The sequence below is a fragment of the Rhizobacter sp. P3_C12 genome, assembly GCF_056402735.1.
On sequence record NZ_JBFUGW010000008.1, the window covers coordinates 1 to 19,308 of the forward strand.

Annotated in this window: 20 protein-coding genes; 7 read left to right on the forward strand and 13 right to left on the reverse strand. The window is 69.1% G+C overall.

The window, feature by feature from the left end:
- The 6 genes from AC1DXV_RS02810 to lepB form a co-directional block, all read right to left on the reverse strand.
- Window positions 1–203, reverse strand: a 203-nt coding sequence (locus AC1DXV_RS02810; protein ID WP_477932381.1) for a hypothetical protein, incomplete at its 3' end; no start/stop codon positions are given.
- Window positions 204–221: 18 nt separating this feature from the next.
- Window positions 222–1,670, reverse strand: coding sequence for an MFS transporter (locus AC1DXV_RS02815; protein WP_477932383.1), 1,449 nt, complete (start codon window positions 1,668–1,670; stop codon window positions 222–224).
- Between the two features lie 55 nt (window positions 1,671–1,725).
- Window positions 1,726–2,208 carry a MarR family winged helix-turn-helix transcriptional regulator gene (locus AC1DXV_RS02820; protein ID WP_477932385.1) on the reverse strand — a complete coding sequence of 161 codons (483 nt, stop codon included), beginning with the start codon at window positions 2,206–2,208 and terminating at the stop codon, window positions 1,726–1,728.
- 124 nt (window positions 2,209–2,332) lie between these two features.
- Window positions 2,333–2,782, reverse strand: coding sequence for a dUTP diphosphatase (gene dut / locus AC1DXV_RS02825; RefSeq protein WP_477932387.1), 450 nt, complete (start codon window positions 2,780–2,782; stop codon window positions 2,333–2,335).
- Window positions 2,779–4,020, reverse strand: a complete 1,242-nt coding sequence (coaBC, locus tag AC1DXV_RS02830) for a bifunctional phosphopantothenoylcysteine decarboxylase/phosphopantothenate--cysteine ligase CoaBC (protein WP_477932389.1) — start codon at window positions 4,018–4,020, stop codon at window positions 2,779–2,781. Before coaBC ends, dut begins: the two co-directional genes overlap by 4 nt.
- Window positions 4,017–4,838, reverse strand: coding sequence for a signal peptidase I (gene lepB, locus AC1DXV_RS02835; RefSeq protein ID WP_477932391.1), 822 nt, complete (start codon window positions 4,836–4,838; stop codon window positions 4,017–4,019). Before lepB ends, coaBC begins: the two co-directional genes overlap by 4 nt.
- A gap of 188 nt (window positions 4,839–5,026) precedes the next feature.
- On the opposite strand from lepB, the gene egtD reads away from it, so the two are divergent.
- A complete protein-coding gene (egtD, locus tag AC1DXV_RS02840) occupies window positions 5,027–6,097 on the forward strand; it encodes an L-histidine N(alpha)-methyltransferase (RefSeq protein ID WP_477932393.1) in 1,071 nt (356 codons plus the stop codon).
- Between the two features lie 17 nt (window positions 6,098–6,114).
- Here egtD and AC1DXV_RS02845 read toward each other — a convergent pair whose 3' ends face one another.
- The 3 genes from AC1DXV_RS02845 to AC1DXV_RS02855 are packed head-to-tail and all read right to left on the reverse strand — an operon-like array spanning window position 6,115 to window position 7,909.
- Complete coding sequence (locus AC1DXV_RS02845; RefSeq protein WP_477869911.1) at window positions 6,115–6,516, reverse strand: c-type cytochrome; 402 nt, start codon at window positions 6,514–6,516, stop codon at window positions 6,115–6,117.
- On the reverse strand, window positions 6,513–6,851 hold the full coding sequence (locus AC1DXV_RS02850) for a cupredoxin domain-containing protein (RefSeq protein ID WP_477869910.1): 339 nt from the start codon (window positions 6,849–6,851) through the stop codon (window positions 6,513–6,515). The genes AC1DXV_RS02845 and AC1DXV_RS02850 overlap by 4 nt, the downstream gene beginning before the upstream one ends.
- A gap of 17 nt (window positions 6,852–6,868) precedes the next feature.
- Window positions 6,869–7,909, reverse strand: coding sequence for a cytochrome-c peroxidase (locus tag AC1DXV_RS02855; RefSeq protein ID WP_477869909.1), 1,041 nt, complete (start codon window positions 7,907–7,909; stop codon window positions 6,869–6,871).
- A 252-nt stretch (window positions 7,910–8,161) separates the two neighbouring features.
- On the opposite strand from AC1DXV_RS02855, the gene AC1DXV_RS02860 reads away from it, so the two are divergent.
- From AC1DXV_RS02860 to AC1DXV_RS02875, 4 genes are all read left to right on the forward strand, one after another.
- Window positions 8,162–10,246, forward strand: a complete 2,085-nt coding sequence (locus tag AC1DXV_RS02860) for a methyl-accepting chemotaxis protein (protein WP_477932395.1) — start codon at window positions 8,162–8,164, stop codon at window positions 10,244–10,246.
- Entirely contained in the window at window positions 10,243–11,466 is a 1,224-nt protein-coding gene (locus tag AC1DXV_RS02865) for a sensor histidine kinase (protein ID WP_477871863.1), read from the forward strand. Before AC1DXV_RS02860 ends, AC1DXV_RS02865 begins: the two co-directional genes overlap by 4 nt.
- Window positions 11,467–11,681: 215 nt before the next feature.
- Entirely contained in the window at window positions 11,682–12,122 is a 441-nt protein-coding gene (locus AC1DXV_RS02870) for a YfiR family protein (protein WP_477871861.1), read from the forward strand.
- A complete protein-coding gene (locus AC1DXV_RS02875; protein ID WP_477932397.1) occupies window positions 12,122–14,311 on the forward strand; it encodes an ATP-binding protein in 2,190 nt (729 codons plus the stop codon). Before AC1DXV_RS02870 ends, AC1DXV_RS02875 begins: the two co-directional genes overlap by 1 nt.
- Before the next feature lie 47 nt (window positions 14,312–14,358).
- On the opposite strand, the gene AC1DXV_RS02880 is transcribed toward AC1DXV_RS02875, so the two are convergent.
- Entirely contained in the window at window positions 14,359–14,529 is a 171-nt protein-coding gene (locus AC1DXV_RS02880) for a hypothetical protein (protein WP_477873062.1), read from the reverse strand.
- 70 nt (window positions 14,530–14,599) lie between these two features.
- Between AC1DXV_RS02880 and AC1DXV_RS02885 the strand changes: the two genes are divergently transcribed.
- Both AC1DXV_RS02885 and AC1DXV_RS02890 read left to right on the forward strand, forming a co-directional pair.
- Window positions 14,600–15,067: a hypothetical protein gene (locus AC1DXV_RS02885; RefSeq protein ID WP_477932399.1), complete on the forward strand. Its 468-nt coding sequence runs from the start codon at window positions 14,600–14,602 to the stop codon at window positions 15,065–15,067.
- Window positions 15,068–15,150: 83 nt separating this feature from the next.
- Window positions 15,151–15,822, forward strand: a complete 672-nt coding sequence (locus tag AC1DXV_RS02890; RefSeq protein WP_477867834.1) for a response regulator transcription factor — start codon at window positions 15,151–15,153, stop codon at window positions 15,820–15,822.
- Here the strand turns inward: AC1DXV_RS02890 and AC1DXV_RS02895 are convergent.
- The 3 genes from AC1DXV_RS02895 to AC1DXV_RS02905 form a co-directional block, all read right to left on the reverse strand.
- Window positions 15,819–17,435 (reverse strand): response regulator, encoded by a 1,617-nt coding sequence (locus tag AC1DXV_RS02895; RefSeq protein WP_477932401.1) that lies wholly within the window; start codon window positions 17,433–17,435, stop codon window positions 15,819–15,821. The genes AC1DXV_RS02890 and AC1DXV_RS02895 overlap by 4 nt on opposite strands.
- Window positions 17,432–17,890, reverse strand: a complete 459-nt coding sequence (locus tag AC1DXV_RS02900; protein ID WP_477867838.1) for a response regulator — start codon at window positions 17,888–17,890, stop codon at window positions 17,432–17,434. The genes AC1DXV_RS02895 and AC1DXV_RS02900 overlap by 4 nt, the downstream gene beginning before the upstream one ends.
- Before the next feature lie 97 nt (window positions 17,891–17,987).
- Window positions 17,988–19,289 carry a DUF4397 domain-containing protein gene (locus AC1DXV_RS02905; protein ID WP_477867840.1) on the reverse strand — a complete coding sequence of 434 codons (1,302 nt, stop codon included), beginning with the start codon at window positions 19,287–19,289 and terminating at the stop codon, window positions 17,988–17,990.
- Between the last annotated feature and the right edge of the window lie 19 nt (window positions 19,290–19,308).

Consider the following 19,308-nt stretch of genomic DNA (forward strand, 5'->3'; position numbering starts at 1 on the left):
CTGCCGGTCGCCTCGAGCGTGACCTCGTAGTCGCGCTGCTGCGCGCGCACGGTGCTGACGCTGACCGGCGCGCCGGACGCGGCGGCCGACGGCGCACCGGCCGCTGCACCGCCTTCGCCCTTGCCACGCATGGCCACGCCGTAGCCGACGCCCGCCGCCACCACCACCGCGGCGATCACCCAACCCACCAAGCTCTTGTTCATGGACTGCCCGTCGTCAAGTCATTCGGAAAAATCGGTCCGGCCCTCGGGCCCGGGATGGAAGCGCAGCGCCGGCACCCGGCTGGCGGCCCAGGCGGCCAGCGCGCACACGGCGGCGGCACAGCCGAAGGCGACCACGAAGGCGAAGCGCAGCGCCTCCTGTGCATGCGGATCCTGCGCTGCGTGCAGCGCGTCGCTGCTCCCCATCAACCCGAAGATCAGCGCGCCGAACGCGCTCGCGCCGATCGAGGAACCGAGCGTGCGTGCCAGCGACATCGTGGCCGCCGCGGCACCCAGCCGCGCCGGGCCGGAGGCGGTCTGGGTCACGATCTGCATCACCGACATCACGCTGCCCAGGCCGAGCCCGGTGGTGAATCCGAGGGCGACCAGCGTGCGCTTGTCGGGCGGCAGCAAGGCCATGCCGAGCAGGCTGCAACCCGCCAGCAGCAGCCCGCCCACCGGCAGCGCCGTCGGGCGGCCGGTCCAGAGGATCAGCCGCGACGTGAAGGTGGCGCCACCGACGATGCCGGCCGTCAGCGGCAGCAGCAGCAGGCCGGCCTCGGCGGCATCGGAGTGCAGCGACAGCTGCAGGTAGATCGGCAGGTAGAACACCATCGCGAACATCGCCGATGCGAAGCCGACCACCGTGAGCGCCGCGTAGCGCACCGGCGGCAGCCGCAGCAGGTCGATCGGCAGGAAGGGCCGCGCCGCCAGCCGCTCGACGCGCAGCAGCACGGCCCACAGCGCGACGATCGCCACCAGCAGCGCGCCGCTGGCCGCCGACACCCAGCCGAAGCGGTGCCCGGCCGACGACAGCCAGAACAGGCTCAGCGCCATCGCCACCGCGAACAGCAGCATGCCCTGCACGTCCGGCGGCCCGGCGCGGGGGTGCGGCACGTCGTCGGCCCGCAGCGCATGCAGCCGCCACAGCGCCAGCGCGCACAGCGGCAGGTTGACCAGGAACAGCCAGCGCCAGCTGGCGTGGTGCACCACCAGCCCGCCGATCACCGGGCCACCGACGCTGGCCAGCGTGAAGACGATCGCGAAATAGCCCTGGCTGCGCGCCCGCCGCTGCGGCGAGACGACCTCGCCGATCAGCGCCTGCGACAGCGTCATCAGGCCGCCGCCGCCCAGCCCCTGCAGCGTGCGCGCGGCCACCAGCCACCACAGGCCGGTCGCCAGGCCGCAGCCCAGCGAGCCGAGCGCGAACAGCAGCGTGGCCAGCGACAGCAGCTTGCGCCGCCCGAACTGGTCGCCCAGCTGGCCGTACAGCGGCACCACGATCACCGAGGCCAGCAGGTACGAGACGGCCAGCCAGGAGGTGTCGCGCAGGCCGCCGAACTCGCGGCTGATGACCGGCGTCGCGGTGGCCAGCAACGTCTGGTCGACGGCGGCCAGGAACATCGGCAGCATCACCGCGCCGAACAGGCGGCGGAAGCGGCGGCGGCCCTCGGCGATGCGCTGGGCCACCTGCCCGGAAGTCGGCGCAGAGCCTGGCGCGGCACGTTCCGCGGGCGATCCTGTGTCAATCATGGACGAACCTCGCCTTGAGGATCGCCAGACCCTGCATCACGAGCGCCAGTTCCGCCGGCGTCGCGTCGGACAGCGTGTTCGCGAGGTCGGCCCGGGCGCCACGGCGGATGTCGTCGAGCAGCGCCTTGCCTGCGGCGCTCAGCCGCAGCTCGGTGCGGCGGCGGTCGGCCGCGGCGGTGCTCGGCGAGACGTAGCCGCCGCGCACCAGCCGGTCGACCATCGCCGACGCGGTGGCGAGCGTCACGCCGAGGAAGCCGGCGACATCGCTGATCGAGCAGCCGGCATGGCGGCCGATGAAGCCCAGGCAGCGGAACTGCGGCACCGAGAGCCCGTCGTCCAGGCTGCCGCGCATGCCCATGCGGATGGCGTTCATCACGTCGGGCACGACGCTCAGCACCTCGGCCGCGACGCGGCTGGCGTCGGGCGCCGGGGGAGGCGAATCTGGCTTGGCTGGAGATCTGGAAAGAGAGGCCACGGCGGGACGCTGCCTTCGCAGGACTTGTGGAGATGCTTAGCCTATCAAAGCATTTCGACAAGTTTATTGCGGGTCGGTAAACGCACCGCCGGCCGCCGCGAGGATTTCACGGCGCCACGAAAGATCAATGCTTGCCGGTCGAGCCGAAGCCCCCTGCCCCGCGGTCGGACACACCGAATTCCTCGACCACCCGGAAGCTCGCCTGCACCACCGGCACGATCACCAGCTGCGCGATGCGCTCCATCGGCGCGATCGTGAACGCCGCCTGGCCACGGTTCCAGCAGCTCACCATCAACTGGCCCTGGTAGTCGGAATCGATCAGGCCGACCAGGTTGCCGAGCACGATGCCGTGCTTGTGGCCCAACCCCGAGCGCGGCAGGATGATCGCTGCCAGCCCCGGATCGGCGACGTGGATCGCGAGGCCGGTGGGAATCAGCTGCGTCTGGCCGGGTTCGAGCACCAGGGGCGCGTCGAGGCAGGCACGCAGGTCGAGGCCGGCGCTGCCGGGGGTCGCGTACGCGGGCAGTTGCTCGGCCATGCGGGGGTCGAGCACCTTCAGGTCGATCGGGGTCATGCGGGTCGGGAGGTTGAAGCGGAAGAAGACAGCCGGGCCGCGATCTCCTGCACCAGCGTGCGCGCGAGCGTCAGCTTGTCGGCATGCGGCAGCTGGCGTTCGCCCTGCGCATCGACCAGCAGCAGCGCGTTGTCGTCGCGCCCGAAGGTGGCCGGGCCGAGGTTGCCGACGACCAGCGGCACGTTCTTGCGCTGGAGCTTTTCGCGGGCGTGCTTGGACAGATCGTGGCTCTCGGCCGCGAAGCCGACGCAGAACGGCCGGTCCGGCAGCTTCGCGACGGCCGCCAGGATGTCGGCGTTCTCGGTCAGCTCGAAGGTCGGCGCGACCTTGCTGCCGTTCTTCTTGATCTTGTGGTCCGACAGCGACGCCGGCCGCCAGTCGGCCACCGCCGCGGTCGCGACGAACACGCTGTGCTGCGCCGCCTGCGGCAGCACGGCGTCGTACATCTGCTGCGCCGTCTGCACGTCGATGCGGCGCACGCCGCGCGGCGTCGGCAGGTGCACCGGGCCGGCGATCAGCGTCACCTCGGCGCCCGCCTCGTGCGCCGCGCGGGCGATCGCGAAGCCCATCTTGCCGCTGGAGCGGTTGGTGATGCCGCGCACCGGATCGATCGGCTCGAAGGTCGGCCCGGCGGTGATCAGCAGGCGCTGCCCGGCCAGCCGCTTCGGCGCGAAGAACGAGACCACGTCCTCCAGCAGCTCCAGCGGTTCGAGCATGCGGCCATCGCCGATCTCGCCGCAGGCCTGGTCGCCGTTGCCGGGGCCGAGCACGGTGGCGCCGTCGGCGCGCAGCTGGGCGATGTTGCGCTGCGTCGCCGGGTGCGCCCACATCTCGCGGTTCATCGCCGGCGCCACCAGCAGCGGGCAGCGCTCGATMGGCCGTGCGAGGCACAGCAGGCTCAGCAGGTCGTCGGCGCGCCCCTGCACCAGCCGCGCGATGAAATCGGCGCTGGCCGGCGCGATCAGCACGGCATCGGCCTCGCGCGTCAGGTTGATGTGGGCCATGTTGTTGGCCTCGCGCGCATCCCACTGGCTGGTGAACACCGGGCGGGTCGACAGCGCCTGCATCGTGACCGGCGTGATGAACTGTTCGGCCGCCTCGGTCATCACGACCTGCACCGAGGCGCCGGCCTTCACCAGCGCGCGCGTCAGCTCGGCGGCCTTGTAGCAGGCGATGCCGCCGGTCAGGCCGAGCACGATGCGCTTGCCCTGCAGATCAGTCGAAGTCGCAGTGCTCACAGCGGTGTCCAGAAACGAGACATGTCGGAGAGATTGAACAGCACGCGCACCGCCTTGCCGTAGACCTCGGCGTGCGGCAGGAAGCCCCAGCGGCGCGAGTCTTCCGAGTTGTCGCGGTTGTCGCCCAGCATCAGGTACTGGCCGGCCGGAACCGTGCAGTGCCACGCGCCGCGGCGCTCGTTGACGCAGTGCTGGCCGAGCTCGGGCTGCTGCAGGTCGAGCGCCATGCTGCCGAGCACGAACGGGTTGACCTTGATCAGGTGGTCGCGCCCGGGCAACGATTCCTTCTGCAGCCACTGCCCGCGGTCTTCCTCGCGCACGCCGGGCTCGCTGCCGTCGCTGACCGGCTCGACCTCGAACGGCGCGCCGTTGATGCTGACCGCGCCGTCCTGGAATCGCACCAGGTCGCCGGGCATGCCGATCAGCCGCTTCACGTAGAACTCGGAGACGTTGCGCGGAAAGCGGAACACGACGACGTCACCGCGCTGCGGCTTGCCGAACTCGATCGCGGTGTTGGTGAACGGCAGGCGCGGGCCGTAGGCCAGGTGGTTGACGAGCAGGTAGTCGCCCACGCGCAGCGTCGGCTCCATCGAGCCGGACGGCACCTTCGGCCAGTCGGCCACCGCGACGCGGCAGGTGAACATCAGCGCCACCACGAAGAACAGCTCGGCGCCGAAGCTGACCCACAGCGGCTTGCGCACCGGGGCGGGCAGGTCAGCCGGAAGACGTGCGAGGCGGCGCCTCCAGGCGAACCAGCAGGCGCCGCTGGCCAGGCTCAGCAGGCACAGCACTTCGTTGATGGAAAAACCGATCTGCATCGAGGGCGCTTTCCGGGTGGATGTTCACGGGTTTCACACGGGCAAGGGCCCGGCGGGGATTATGGCTGCGCCGCGCGCCCCTCCCGGGCGCCGGATTCCTACACCTCGACGGCTGTAAGTCCTACGTCCCTCGGTCGACAACGTTTACCGGCATCCGGCAAGATGCCCCCCATCCCGAGGAGACCTGCATGGACCCGTTGTTGGCATTGCGCAATACCACTGGCACCCCCACTGGCACCCGAGAGGCCTCCCCCGCCGGCTCGAGCCGCCGCCCCACGCTCGTCGGTCTGCCCGGCCGCCCGGTGGCGCCGCTGCAGCCGCAGTTCATGCAGAACAAGCTGCCGCCCGAGACGGCCACGCTGGCCGAAGTGACGGCCGGCCTGCTGAAGGCACGCGCCGAGGTCGCGCCCAAATACTTCTACGACAGCCTGGGCTCGCACCTGTTCGAGGCGATCACCGAGCTGCCGGAGTACTACCCGACGCGCACCGAGGCCGCCATCTTCGACCTGCACGGCCGCGAGATGGCCGAAGCCATCGGCACCGGCATGACGCTGATCGACCTGGGCGCCGGCAACTGCGCGAAAGCGGTGCGGCTGTTCCCCGAGTTCCGGCCGTCGCGCTACGTCGCGATCGACATCTCGGTCGACTTCCTGCGCGAGGCGCTGGCCGGCGTGCAGCGCGCGCACCCGGCGCTGAACGTCACCGGCCTCGGCATGGATTTCGCCAATGCGCTGACGCTGCCGGCCGAGCTGCTGCGCGAGCGGCCGGTGTTCTTCTACCCCGGTTCGAGCATCGGCAACTTCACGCCCGAGCAGGCGTCGCGGCTGCTGGCCAGCGCCCGCGAGCAGGCGCGTGGCGGCGGCATGCTGATCGGCGTCGACCTGGTGAAGCCGGCGCATCTGCTGGAGGCGGCCTACGACGATGCCCTGGGTGTCACCGCGGCGTTCAACCGCAACCTGCTGCCCCACCTGAACCGGCGCATCGGCACCGATTTCCGGCTGCCCGACTGGCAGCACGTGGCGCGCTTCGACAGCGGGCTGTCGCGCATCGAGATGCACCTGCAGGCGGTGCGCGAACTCGACGTGCGCTGGCCCGGGCACTCCCGGCACTTCGCGGCCGGCGAGYGCATCCACACCGAGAGCTCGTACAAGTACACGGTGGCGAGCTTCGAGGCGCTGCTGCGCGAATCGGGCTTCCGCCAGATGCGGCACTGGACCGATCCGCAGGGCTGGTTCGCGGTGTTCTGGGCGCAGTCCTGACGAATCGGGTCGAAGAACTACGGAGAGGCCTGCTCCCGCAGGTTCAGCGAGCGCACGTAGGCGACGAGGTCGCGCATCTGCTCCTCGGTGAGCTCGGCGCCCCACGGCGGCATGAACGGCGATCGGCCCAGCGCCTGCCCGCCCAGCTTGACGATCAGCCCGAGGTAGGCGTCGTTCTTGTCGGTGGTGCGCAGGTTGGCCGGCCGCGGGTCGTACAGGCGGGCGGCACGGCCGTTGCCGTCGGCGTTGATGCCGTGGCAGGTGACGCAATAGTTCGCGAACACCAGCCCGCCGCGGAACACCGACGCATCGCGGCTGTCGCGCGGCAGCGGCTGGGCATGCACGCCGCCGGCCCAGCTCAGCAGGCACGCGACGATCAGCGCGCCGATCCACAGGGCGCGGCTGTCGTGCGGCTTCACTTGCTGACCTCGATCACCATGCGCATGTCCGGGTGAACCGCGCACTCGACCTCCACGGTGCCGGGCTTGTCGAGCGTGACCGTCTTCGAGCCGCCCTGGCCGAACGAGCCGAGGTCGAAGCTCTTCGCGTCGGACAGCGAGAACACGTTGTGCGCGAACGGATCCTCGTTGACGAACTTCACCGTGTCGCCGACCTTCACCTGGAGCTTCTTCACCGAGAACGCCTTGCCCTTCTGCGCCAGCACGTGCTCGGCGGCACCGGCCGACAGGCCGGTGAACAGGCAGGCGGCAGCCACGGCGAGCGAGCCGATGCGGGACTGGGGATGGAACTGCATGGAAGGCTCCTCGGGGCTCAGTTGGCCGGCAGCGTCGGCAGCGTGAACGGCCGGGCCGGCGTCGTCAGCGCCTGCATGAAGGCGACGATGTCGCGCATCTCGTCGTTCGACAGCGACAGCGGCTTGACGCTCGCCGACAGGTTGCTGCGCACCTGGCCACCGCGGTTGTAGTGCGCCACGACGTCCATCAGCGTCGCCGCCGATCCGTCATGGAAGTAGGGCGCGGTCAGCGCCACGTCGCGCAGCGTCGGTGTCTTGAACGCGCCCTTCAGTGACGGCACCGGCTTGATCGCGTAGCGGCCGACATCCGGGTTCTCCTGGCCGTACGAGCCCAGGCCGATGTTGTGGAAGCCGTTGTCGGTGAAGTTCGGGGCCTGGTGGCAGCCGGCGCAATTGCCCTTGGCCGGATCGGCGAACAGGCGGAAGCCCTTCACCTGCTGCGCCGTCATCGCGTGGCGGTCGCCACGCAGCCAGCGGTCGAACGGAGAGTCGCTGCTGACCACCGTGCGCTCGAAGGCCGCGATCGCCTTCGAGGTCGTCGTCTTGTCGATCGCCTCGCCCGGGTAGGCCGCGGCGAAGGCGGCCTGGTAGCCCGGGTTGACGGCCAGCCACGCGAACAGCGCGTCGAGGTTCATCGCCATCTCGTCCATCGACTCCATCGGCCCCATCGCCTGGTGCTCGAGCGTCGCGCGGCGGCCGTCCCACATCTGGATGGTGTTGTAGCCGCTGTTGACGATGGTCGGCGATGCCCGTCCCAGCACCTTGCTGCGGAAGCCCTTGGCGGTGCCGAGGCCGTCGGACCAGCCGTACAGCGGGCTGTGGCAACCGGCGCACGACAGGTTGCGCTCGGACGACAGGCGGGCGTCGAAGAACAGCATCTTGCCGAGCTCGACGCGCGCGGCGGTCGGCGCGTTGTCGTCCGGGTGCGGCGGCACCGCGGGCAGCAGCCACTGCCGATCCTGCGGCGTCGCCGCCAGCGGGTCGTCGGCTGCCGGGGCAGCGCTCCATCCCAGGGTCGACAGGCAGAGGGCCAGGGCCCACGGACGCATCCAGTTCATGGCGAATTCCTTTCTTTTGGGGCAACAACGTGCGACGGAAATGTGGACCTGATTTCGTCGCCGTGCGCGCCAAACGAACCCCTGCTTTGTCAACAATTGCCAACCGGCCTGCGGGCGCGGCGAGGGGTCCAGCCAGTTGTCATTCGTTGACAAATGAGGCGTTCACCAAAAGGCCGTGGGCGGCGATATTTGTCACCAGTCGGAGACGAAAACCTTCCGACGCGTGATCATCTGGAACAGAAAGCAGCACCCATGACATCCGCGACACCCGCCGCAGACGGCCCGTCAACGCCCGTCCGCCCCGCCGAGCACGGCGTGTCGCTGGACAGCGGTCCGCCCGGCGACCGGCTGTTCGAGTTCTTCCGCTACCACGGCATCTGGGCGCCCGGCGTCCGGCTGTTCCGCCGCCTGTCCTTCAACATCAAGGCCTTGATGATCTCGGCGGTGTTCATGGTGCCGATCACGATGCTCGGCACCGTCTGCCTGCGCGACATGGCGGCCGCGTCGGCCGCCACCGAGCGCGAGCTGCAGGGCGTGCGCTACCTGCGCGACGCGCTGCCGCTGGTGCGCTTCACGCAGGGCCAGCGCCAGCGCGCGATGCAGGCGGCCGGGCTCGACGCGGCGGGCAGCTGGCCGAAGGACCAGGCGGACTACCGGCAATTGTTCGCCCGGCTGCAGGCCACGCACCGGTCGCTGGAGCCGGTCTTCGACGCCGCCGCCCCGTTCCAGGCCCTGGCCGCAGAGTTGCCGGCCGCGCCGTCACGCGGCGCGGACCCGACCGAACTGTACGAGCGCTACACGCAGATCGTCGCCGACCAGCAGGCGCTGCTGCGGGTCGTGATGGAGCAGTCCAGCCTGTCCCAGGACCCGGACCTGACGACCGGGCGCCTCGTGGCCGGTGCGGTGGCCGCCATTCCCGAGCTGGCCGACCGGATCGGCCAGGCGATGTCGCTGGGCGAGCAGGCGCTCTCGGCCGGCGAGATCTCGGCGCCGCAGCAGCGCCTGCTGTCCGATGCGCTGCCGGTGATGGAGTACCTGGAGGCGCAGGCCGGCGATCACCTCGACAAGGCCTTCAAGCTGAGCGAGCCGCTGCGCGCGGAACTCGGGCTCGACAAGGGCGTGCCCGCAGCGGCCGAGTTGCGCGGGCTGTCGCGCCGCTACCTGCTGGGCAGCAGCGTCAAGGGCGACGTGTCGCGCTTCAAGGCCGCCGGCACACGCGCGTTCGAAGGCTTCTGGGCACTGAACGCACAGGCGCTGTCGACCACCGAACGGCTGCTGCAGCAGCGCCTGCACGACACCGGCGTGCGCCGCAACACCGTGATCTCGATGCTGCTGGGCAGCCTGTTGCTCGCCGCGTACCTGTTCTGGTCGTTCCGCCTGGCCACCCAGGGCGGGCTCGAGGTGGTCGCCCGCCACATGGCGCGCATGCAGCATGGCGACCTGACCGGCTCGCCGATCGCCTGGGGGCGCGATGAAGCGGCGCGGCTGATCGTCGCGGCGAAGGCATTGCAGCAATCGTTCTCGGGCATCGTCGGCGACGTGCGGCAGGTGAGCGGCCACGTGCTCGACGCGAGCGCGAACCTCGACGGTCACGCCCGCCAGCTGGTGGCCGGCAACGAGGAATCGCGCGGCCACATGCAGCAATGCGCGCACGCGATGCAGCGGATCTCGCAGGCCGCCGGGCACACCCGCAGCGTGGTCGACACGGCCGCCCGCCTGTGCGATGCGAACGTGCAGGCCGCCCACGCCGGCCAGCATGCGGTGCGCAGCCAGGTACAGACCATGGCGGAGCTGCGCGAGCTGTCGGCCACGATCGCCGACGTGACGCGCGTCGTCGACACGATCGCCTTCCAGACCAACCTGCTGGCGCTGAACGCGGCCGTCGAGGCGGCCCGCGCCGGCAGCGCCGGCAAGGGATTCGGCGTCGTGGCGGCCGAGGTGCGCACGCTGGCCGACCGCTCGGCATCGGCCGCACGCGAGATCCGCGGCCTGATCGACACCAACGTGCAGCGGGTCGAGAGCAGCACGCGCATCAGCAGCGAGGCGAGCCTCAAGATGAACGAGCTGGTGGCCAATGCGCAGCAGCTGACCGGCTTGCTCGGCTCCATCTCGAACGCCGCCGACGAACAGAACCGTTGCATCGGCCATGTCGACACCGCGCTGGTGTCGCTGGAACAAGGCGCGCGCCAGAGCACCGACCGCATCGACCGGACGGCCGAGGCGGTGCGCTCGCTGCGCGCCTCGTCGGACGCGCTGCGCCAGCATGTGGAGACCTTCCGCATCGATGCACACACTGATGCACACACCAACGCCGCCACTTCGGGAGCCGCGCCATGACCTCCACCACCTTGCAAGAAGCGCCGCGCACCCCGGCCCTGCCGCACGACGCGGATGAAGCGCCCGCGGGTGCCCCGCAGACGATCCTCGTCGTCGACGACCTGCCGGCGAACCTGGAAGCMGCCGCACGCTTCCTCACGCACCACGGCTACCGTGTCGCCGTGGCGCAGGACGGCGAGGATGCGATCGAACGCGCCGCCCTGGTCCACCCGGACCTGATCCTGCTCGACGTGATGATGCCCGGGCTCGACGGCTTCGAGACCTGCCGCCGCCTGAAGGCCTCCGCGGCGTCGAGCCACGTGCCGGTGATCTTCATGACGGCGCTGGCGGAGACCCCCGACAAGCTCACCGGGTTCTCGGTCGGCGCCGTCGACTACGTGACCAAGCCGCTGGACGTCGCCGAAGTCATCGCCCGCATGCGCCTGCACCTGACGCTGCACCAGCTGCAGCGCCGCGTCGAGGCCCGCAACGCCAGCCTGCGCGAGGAGATCGCCGCGCACGAGCGCACGCAGGCCGCGCTGCAGCGATCGAACTCCGAGCTGGAGCAGCTGGCCTACGTGGCCTCGCACGACCTGCAGGAGCCGTTGCGGATGATCGCGAGCTACCTGCAGCTGGTCGAGGAGCGCTACCAGGACCGGCTCGACGACGACGGCCGGGAGTTCATCGGCTATGCGGTGGATGGCGCGAAGCGCCTGCAGAAGCTCATCAACGACCTGCTCCACTACTCGCGCCTCGTCAGCAAGGAACGGCCGCTGCAGCAGACCGAATGCGCCGAGGTGCTGCAGCTGGCGCTGCGCAACCTGCACGTCGCCATCCAGGAGAGCCAGGCCAGCGTGACGCACGACGAACTGCCGGCCGTGGCGGCCGACCAGACGCAGCTGGTGCAGCTGTTCCAGAACCTGATCGGCAATGCGATCAAGTTCCGCAACGGCCCGGGCCCGCGGGTGCACGTGGGGGTGCGGCGCGAAGGCGACGGGTGGCAGTTCAGCATCAGCGACGACGGCATCGGCATCGCGCCGGCCCACTTCGAACGGGTCTTCGTGCTGTTCCAGCGGCTGCACAGCCGCTCCCGCTACGACGGCACTGGCATCGGGCTCACGCTGTGCAAGAAGATCGTCGAACGCCACGGCGGGCGCATCTGGGTGAGTTCGCTGCCGGGCGAGGGCACGACCTTCCATTTCACGCTCGCATCGCAAGGGAACAGCCTTGCCGCGCCATGACCGGYGGACCCGGCCGGGCCTCTTCGCGCCCCATGGCAAGATGATCTCCCCCGGTCGTCTTCGATGCCGCTCAGCCAGGAAGCCCACTGAACCACGCCGCCGCTCCCGGAACAACGACGCAGACCCTGCGGCGCGGCCTCGTCGCCATCCTGTGTGCCGCGTCCCTGTGCGTCACATCGGCCCAGGTCGACACGGCGCAGATCGACCCGATCCGGGTGGCCTTCACGCTGAACTTCGCGCGCTACGTCACGTGGCCCGACAGCGCGCCTGCAGATGCGTTCCGGCTGTGCGTGTCGGCCGGCGATTCGCTGTACGGGGCGTTCTCGTCGGCCGATGGCACGATGGTGCGCGGCCGGCCGGTGCGGCTGCGCCGCATCGGGCCCGGCGCGGCCGATGTCGCGCGCTGCGACCTGCTGTACGTCGCCAGCACGACGGAAAGCCGCAACGCGCTGCTGCAGGCGGCCGCATCGCTGCCGGTCCTGACGGTCGGTGACGATCCGGCCTTCCTGCGCAGCGGCGGCACGATCCGCCTGTTCGCGGGCGACCAGCGCATGCAGTTCGACATCAACCTGACGCAGGCCGAACGCACCCAGCTGGTGCTCTCGCCGCAACTGCTGCGGCTCGCCCGCACCGTCAACCAGGACAAGACGCCGTGATGCAGCGACTGCAACGCATCTCGAAGAACGTGCTGGCCCTGGCCTCGCGCTGGTTCGGCCGGCAGCACCTGCCGCTGCGCCGCAAGACGGTCCTGCTGCTCGCGGTGAGCCTCGCCTGCGGGCTGCTGGCGCTCGGAAGCTGGCAGGTCGGGCGGCAGATCGCCGAACAGCAGCTTGCCGCGCGCCAGCAGATGCAGGCGCTGGCCGCCGTGATGGCCGAAGGCACGGCCGCGGCGCTGGCGTTCGGCAATGCGGCCGCGGCCGCCGAGACGCTGGCGGCACTGCGCGGCCAGACCTCGGCCAGCCGTGCCGAACTCTTCGACTCCCGCGGCCGGCTGGTCGCCTCCTATACCTCGCCACCGCCGGACCACGGCCTGGATGGCATCACGCTGACGGTTTCGCTGGACGTGATGCTGGACGGCGTGCGCACCGGCGAGCTCCGGCTGCTCGGCACCTCGCCCTCGGCCATGACGCAATGGCAGCGGCAATCGCTGCCGCTGCTGGCCGCGCTCGGCACCTCGCTTGCGATCGGGCTGGTCTTCGCGACCGTGCTGCTGCACGCCAGCCTCTCGCAGATCGAGGACCTGGCCCGCGTGGCGCGGGACATCCACCAGGGCCTGCCGCCCCGGCGCGTCGTGCGGCGCAGCCAGGACGAGCTGGGCGACCTCGTCGAGCAGTTCAACGCGATGCTCGGGCAGCTCCAGCTCAACCAGACGAACCTCGAGATCACGGTGCGCGAGCGCACGGCCGAACTGCGTTCCGCCAAGGAATCGGCCGAAGTCGCCAACCGGGCCAAGAGCAGCTTTCTCGCCAACATGAGCCACGAGCTGCGCACGCCGCTGAACGCGATCATGAGCTACGCCCAGCTGTTCCAGATCGACACGCGGCTGGACAAGGAGCAACTGCAAGGCGTGCGGACCATCCAGCAGAGCGCGGAGCACCTGCTGCTGCTGATCAACGACCTGCTCGACCTCTCGCGCATCGAAGCCGGCCGGCTCGAACTCTTCCCCGAGCCGGTGATGCTGAAGACCTTCCTCGGCGCCATCACCGACATCATCCGCATCCGTGTCCAGGAAAAGGAACTGAAGTTCCGGTTCGAGGACCACAGCGCCGAAGGCACCATCGTCTCCGTCGACAGCACTCGGCTGCGCCAGATCCTGCTGAACCTGCTCAGCAACGCGGTCAAGTTCACCGACGACGGCGAAGTCAGCCTGGTGGTCCACGAGACGCAACGCACGGCGCGCGAAGTGCGCCTGCGCTTCGAGGTGCACGACACCGGCATCGGCATCGACCCGGACAAGCTCGGCGCCATCTTCCGGCCGTTCGAACAGGCCGCCGACGTGCAGCGCCGCTTCGGAGGCACCGGGCTGGGCCTGGCGATCAGCCGCCAGCTGGTGGCGCTGATGGGCAGCGACATCGTCGTCAGCAGCCGGATCGGGCATGGCAGCCATTTCTGCTTCGAACTCGACCTGTCGCTGGCGAGCACCGACCTCACGACCGTCGCCCCCACGGAGCGCCAGGTGCAGACCATCGCCGGCTACCGCGGCCCGCCCCGCAAGGTGCTCGTCATCGACGACACCGAAGCCAACCGCCGGCCGTTGATCACGTTCCTGCGATCGCTGGGCTTCGACATGCTCGAAGCGCCGGATGGGGCCGCGGGCCTGCGGGTCGCGCTGGAGCATCGGCCGGACCTGATCCTGATGGACAGCGTGATGCCGGTGATGGACGGCTTCGAGACCACCCGGCGCCTTCGCGAGATGCCGATGCTGCGCGACGTGCGCATCGTCGCCATCTCGGCGAGTGCCTCGGCCACCGACCACCAGCACACGCTGGATGTCGGAGCCGATGCCTTCCTGCCCAAGCCGTTCACGCTGACCGCCCTGATCAACGCCATCGGCCGCCTGCTGCAGCTGGAGTGGGTGGAATGGGACAGTGCCCGCGAGGTCGCGTCGGATGAGGCGCCCAGCGACCCTGCATTCGACCAGTTGCCCGATCGGGCCCGACTCGAGTTGCTGCTGCAGCTGGCCGAGTTCGGCAACATGCAGGACCTCGCGAAGCAAGCCGCCGAGCTGGCGGAGACCTCGTCGACGTGCCGCCCCTTCGCGCTGCGCCTGCAGCGGCTGGCCGAGCAGTTCCAGTCCAAGGCGGCGCTGCAGCTGGTCCGCAGCGCGCTGCGCGACGACGCCTGACCTGTCCATCGCGGGCCGGCGCCGAGCCGCTGCCAAACGGACACCTGTCACTTGTCAATTGTTGACAAACAGTGCAGCGAGGTCGGAGTCAAATCGCTCAACGGTTCAACATGACTCTTGTGCATTTCAGTGACCGATTGCAGTTGGCATTTGTTGACTTTGGCCTGCACCCGACGCGGCATTTGTCCATAGCCAAACGCCGCTGCGATCGAGATCATGACGACACCCTAGACAGCAACCTGACAGGTCACTGAACCCCAGCGACCGTCTCACCGAACGGGAAAGACCATGGACTTTTCTCCGAGCCCCCTGGCCAGCCTTTCAACACTGCCTGCGACATGGCTGATGCTCCTCCCGATCCTGATCGCCGTGTGGTGGCTGGCGCATCACTGCTTCGACAAGCGACTGTCCGTGCTGAGGCGCCAGTTCGACGCCCAGCGGGCCGCCACCCGCGAATTCCTCCAGCACGCGAACAGCCAGATCGATCTGCTGCAGAGCGAGCTGGCCCAGGCCCGGCGCCGTGAAGACATTCTTCGCGCACGGCAGGCGGCCAAGGCGCACGAGCACACCAGCGCGCGCCACAAGACCGGCACCGGCTCCAAGACCTTGCTGTCCGTGCTTCGCGAACAAGCAACAGTCACATCGCACAAGCATCCAGAGACACCCATCGCAGGATGTGCAGACAAGATGCACGAATCACCCATGCTGCCTGCACACGGCAGATCCAACATCGGTGTCAAGGCTCAAGCAGCCTGACTCCAGAAGATGACGCCGCCGCGAAGTGGCATCACACCAAGATCCAGGGACCGGACTCTCATCTTTTCAACATCGAGGCAGGTATGACAAGCAGTAGTGGAATAGCAAGGATTCTGATCGTCGATGACCACGAGATCGTCAGGGACGCCGTGAGCCTGTTGCTGAACAAGCTCGAGCGGCCGGTGATCACGTTGGCCGCAGGCGATTTCCAGACGGCACGCAACATCCTTTCGAACGAGACCGTCGACCTGGTGCTGCTCGGCATCTCGTCGCCCATCGGGCCCAGCCTGAATGGCGTGGTGTTCCTCAGGAAGCTTCCGGCCTGCCCGCCGATCGCCGTGTTCTCGACGCACACGACGCGACGCTTCGTGTCGAGCGCCGTGGCCGTGGGCGCCTCCGGGTTCATTCCCAAGTCGCGCTCGGCTGCCGACATCCTGCAGGCGGTGACCTCGCTGCTGGGCGGCAACAAGTACATGCCGACCGAAGACGAGATGACGCATGTCGCCGCCACGTCCGAGATCGAGGCCAGCGAGCAGACCTACGCGGAAGAGAACCTCGCTGCCGCCTACGACCTCGCGCCGCGCGAAGCAGCCGTGCTGAAGTGCGTCTGCCAGGGCATGCCCAACAAGCGCATCTCGACCGAGCTGAACATCTCGCCGAATACCGTGCGCAACTACCTGTCGCGCATCTTCAAGGTGATGAACGTGCGCAACCGGACCGAAGCCGTCGCTCGCACGCAGAACATCCTGCGCTAGTTCGTGGCTGCGCCCGGGACCGATGGCAGCGCACTGGTTTCCTCGACCCATTCCAGGTCGAGCAGTGCGCCCATCTGGTCCAGCAGCGCTTGCAGGTTGATCGGCTTCGTCAAGAACGCGTTGGCACCGGCCGACAGGCTCCTTTCCTTGTCGTCCACCATCGCCCCTGCCGAGATCGCGATCACCGGCAGCTGCGCATGGGTCCGCCGCAGAAGGCCCAAGGTTTCAAGGCCTCCGAGGCGGGGCATCCGGATGTCGAGCAGGATCAGGTCCGGCTTGCTGCCGGCGAGCATGGACAACGCCTCGGCGCCATCGCCGGCCTCGCACAGATCGAAGCCCAGGCCGCCCAGCATGTCGAGCAACAAGGCGCGGTTGGTCACCACGTCGTCCACCACCAGGATCCTGCGCCGCCCCCCGGCATAGCCGACCACGCAGCCAGGTGCCGAAGGGGGTGCGGACGGGCCGTCCTGCGCAGCGGGCTCCAGCGCCAGGTCGAACCAGAAGCGCGTGCCTTCGCCCTTCGCACTCTGGACATGGATCTCGCTGCCCATCAGCCGCACGAACTGCCGGCTGATCGCCAGGCCCAGGCCGGTGCCGCGGTTTCGGTCCTCGAGCCCGCCCACCTGCTCGAACGGTTGGAACAGCCGTGACAGCTGCGCGGCATCCATGCCGGCGCCGGTGTCCTGCACTTCGAAGCGCAGCGCGTTCGAGGCGCCGGTCCGCACCCGCAATGTCACCGTGCCGTGCTCGGTGAACTTGACGGCGTTGTCGAGCAGGTTCAACAACACCTGCCGCAGCCGCTTCTCGTCGGCCCGGAAGGTCGCCGGCAGGTCGGCGGACAGTTCCGCGCCCAGCTGCAACGCGGGCTTCTGCCTGGCCCTGACGCCCATCAGCTCGACCAGGCCGTCGAGGTAGCGAGGGAGATCGAATACCGTCGGGCACAGCTCGAACTTGCCGGCTTCGATCTTCGCGAGATCGAGGATGTCGTTGATCAAGGTCAGCAGGTGTTCGCCGCTCTGCCGGATGGCATTCACGCCCGCCTGCTGCCGCTGCGTCAGGTTCCTGTCCCGTTGCAGCAGTTGCGCGAAGCCCAGCACGCCGTTGAGCGGCGTCCTCAGGTCGTGGCTCATCGCCGCGAGGAACGCGCTCTTGGCCCGGTTGGCCACCTCCGCCCGATCCCGTGCGATCACCAGTTCGGCGGTATGGGCGTGGACCAGGTCCTCGGCGTGGCGCCGCCCGATCGCATAGCGGATCGCTCTCGACAGCAAGTCCGCGGTCACCTCGCCCTTGACCAGGTAGTCCTGCGCGCCGGACTGGATCGCCTCCAGCGCGACCGCCTCGTCGGTGAGTCCGCTCATCACCACCAGGGCGGGCACCTTCACCGGCTGCGCAAGCAACTGGCGCATCGTGTCGAGACCCCAGGTGCCGGGCAGGCCGAGGTCGAGCAGCAGCACGTCGAAGTGCTGCTGCGCCAGCGCCTGCACGCCGGCATCCAGGTTCTCGCACCAGGTCAGCGTGAACTCATCGGTCCGCACTTGCGACAGCATGTCCTTGATCAATCGCGCGTCTCCCGCGCTGTCCTCGATCAGCAGGACACGGCGCAGGCCGTTCACGCCACGCCCCCGCGACCGACGAGGCTCACCGTCTGCAGCCAGAAGCGCTCGATGTTGTGGATCACCTGGTTGAACTCGTGCAGGTCGGCGGGCTTGCTGATGAAGCAGTTCGCCTGCAAGTCGTACGCATGGGACACGTCGTCGTCCGACTGCGAGGTGCTCAGCACGATCACCGGGATGGACCGCAGCGCTGCATCGGACTTGATTGCCGCGAGCACGTCTCGACCGCCCATCAACGGCAGGTTCAGGTCGAGCAGGATGAGGTCGGGCCGCGGTGCCGTTTCGTAAGGGGTCTCGCGATGCAGGAACCGCATCGCCGAGATGCCGTCCTCGGCATGGTGCAGGCGCAGGTCATGCCCGTTGCGGCGCAGTGCTTCGCGCGTCAAACGAACATCGCCCGGGTTGTCTTCGACCATCAAGACATCGACGGCCCTGAACGCGCGCTGCAACAACATCGCCGCACCCTCCGGATGCGGACGACTATAGCCCCATCGCCCRTCGAAGAGTCCCCCTGGAGCCGGTGGAACTCCGAGGGGGAAACCCTGAACCGCCTCAGCGGTCGGCGCGCATCAGGCTGGAGGTGCCCACCGTCGACGTGTTGCCCAGCAGGAAGACACTGTAGACCTTGCCGGTCGTCAGCGTCTGGTCCGTGGCCTGCCAGAGCCTGGTCGACCCGGCGTTGGCCACGATCGTCGCCAACGCCGCGCTGGTCGCCACCGTGGCCGGCGCCGAGGCGGTGCCGAACGCGACGTCGTCGCCGATCACGTCGCTGTCGAGCGTCAGCGTCGCGCTGCCCGTCAGGCCGTTGACGGCATTGACCAGGCGCAGCTTGACCGGCTCGGAAGCGCTGGTCGACGGCGTGTTGTCGTCGGTGAGCACCGAGAGCTTGGGAGACGCCACGTCGCCGGTCACGAGCAGTGTCAGGTCGCCGCCGGCAGGAGCCGTCGACGTGCCGACGTCCACGGCCGCACCGTTGACGGTGACGTTCAGGGCGCCAGCCGTCACCAGGCGGTAGCTGCCCACCGAGGCCGGCGGGAGGTTGCTGCCGACGGTCGTGCCGTTGACCGCGACGTTGATCGTGTCGGTCGCCACCAGGGTGTTGGCCACCACGCGCACGCGCGTCGACAGATTGGCGCTCGGCGTCACCGCCCCTTGCTGGTTGACCAGCAGCCCGTTCACCAGCACGCCACCGCTGCTGCGGGTCAGCACGAGCGTGGCGACCTGCTGGTTGCCGAGCGCCAACGCCGGGATGTCCAGCCGCACGTCGGTCCTGCTGCCGGCGGCGGTCACGCACACGTGGTAGGTGCCGGCGACGAACGCGGTGTAGGCGGTCGGGGCCGTCGCCGAGGTCGCGGTCGACAGCCCGCTCGCGGCCGCAATGGAGGTGGCACCCAGCGCATTGCACGCCGCCTGGCCGACGTACACGTCGACGTTGCCGGCTTCGAGACCGGCGGTGTTCATGAAGCGCAGCTTGGCCTGGCCCGAGCTCGGCGCGCCTTCGTCTTCGGTCAGGTAGCTGACCTGCAACGCAGACCCGCTCGCATAGGCCAGCAACGCATAGTGCGAGCCCGCCGACACCGAGCCCGACAGGCTGGCCGCCGTGACGCCGGAGCCGCTCTGGGCGATCTTGAAGGTGTAGCTGTCTTCGTCGAGGTTGGCATAGCCGCTGCCGGCCCCGGCGGCCACGTTGCTGATGATGCCGCTGTCGTCGCGGTAGGCGTCGAGCTGCGCGAAATCGGAGGTGGCATTGATCAGGCGCACAGAGCCCTGGTCTTCGTCGCTGTTGCCGCCACAGGCATGCAGCAACGGGAGCAGGAGAGCGGTGATCAGCAAGGCACGGGTCGGGCGTTTCACGAGTCGGGATCCTCGAAAT

Excerpts from the sequence above, each read along its gene's own strand:
- dut (WP_477932387.1), bottom strand. The coding sequence starts at position 2,782 with ATGACCCCGATCGACCTGAAGGTGCTCGACCCCCGCATGGCCGAGCAA.
- lepB (WP_477932391.1), bottom strand. The coding sequence starts at position 4,838 with ATGCAGATCGGTTTTTCCATCAACGAAGTGCTGTGCCTGCTGAGCCTG.
- AC1DXV_RS02850 (WP_477869910.1), bottom strand. The coding sequence starts at position 6,851 with ATGCAGTTCCATCCCCAGTCCCGCATCGGCTCGCTCGCCGTGGCTGCC.
- AC1DXV_RS02855 (WP_477869909.1), bottom strand. The coding sequence starts at position 7,909 with ATGAACTGGATGCGTCCGTGGGCCCTGGCCCTCTGCCTGTCGACCCTG.
- AC1DXV_RS02860 (WP_477932395.1), top strand. The coding sequence starts at position 8,162 with ATGACATCCGCGACACCCGCCGCAGACGGCCCGTCAACGCCCGTCCGC.
- AC1DXV_RS02875 (WP_477932397.1), top strand. The coding sequence starts at position 12,122 with ATGCAGCGACTGCAACGCATCTCGAAGAACGTGCTGGCCCTGGCCTCG.
- AC1DXV_RS02880 (WP_477873062.1), bottom strand. The coding sequence starts at position 14,529 with ATGATCTCGATCGCAGCGGCGTTTGGCTATGGACAAATGCCGCGTCGG.
- AC1DXV_RS02885 (WP_477932399.1), top strand. The coding sequence starts at position 14,600 with ATGGACTTTTCTCCGAGCCCCCTGGCCAGCCTTTCAACACTGCCTGCG.
- AC1DXV_RS02890 (WP_477867834.1), top strand. The coding sequence starts at position 15,151 with ATGACAAGCAGTAGTGGAATAGCAAGGATTCTGATCGTCGATGACCAC.
- AC1DXV_RS02900 (WP_477867838.1), bottom strand. The coding sequence starts at position 17,890 with ATGTTGTTGCAGCGCGCGTTCAGGGCCGTCGATGTCTTGATGGTCGAA.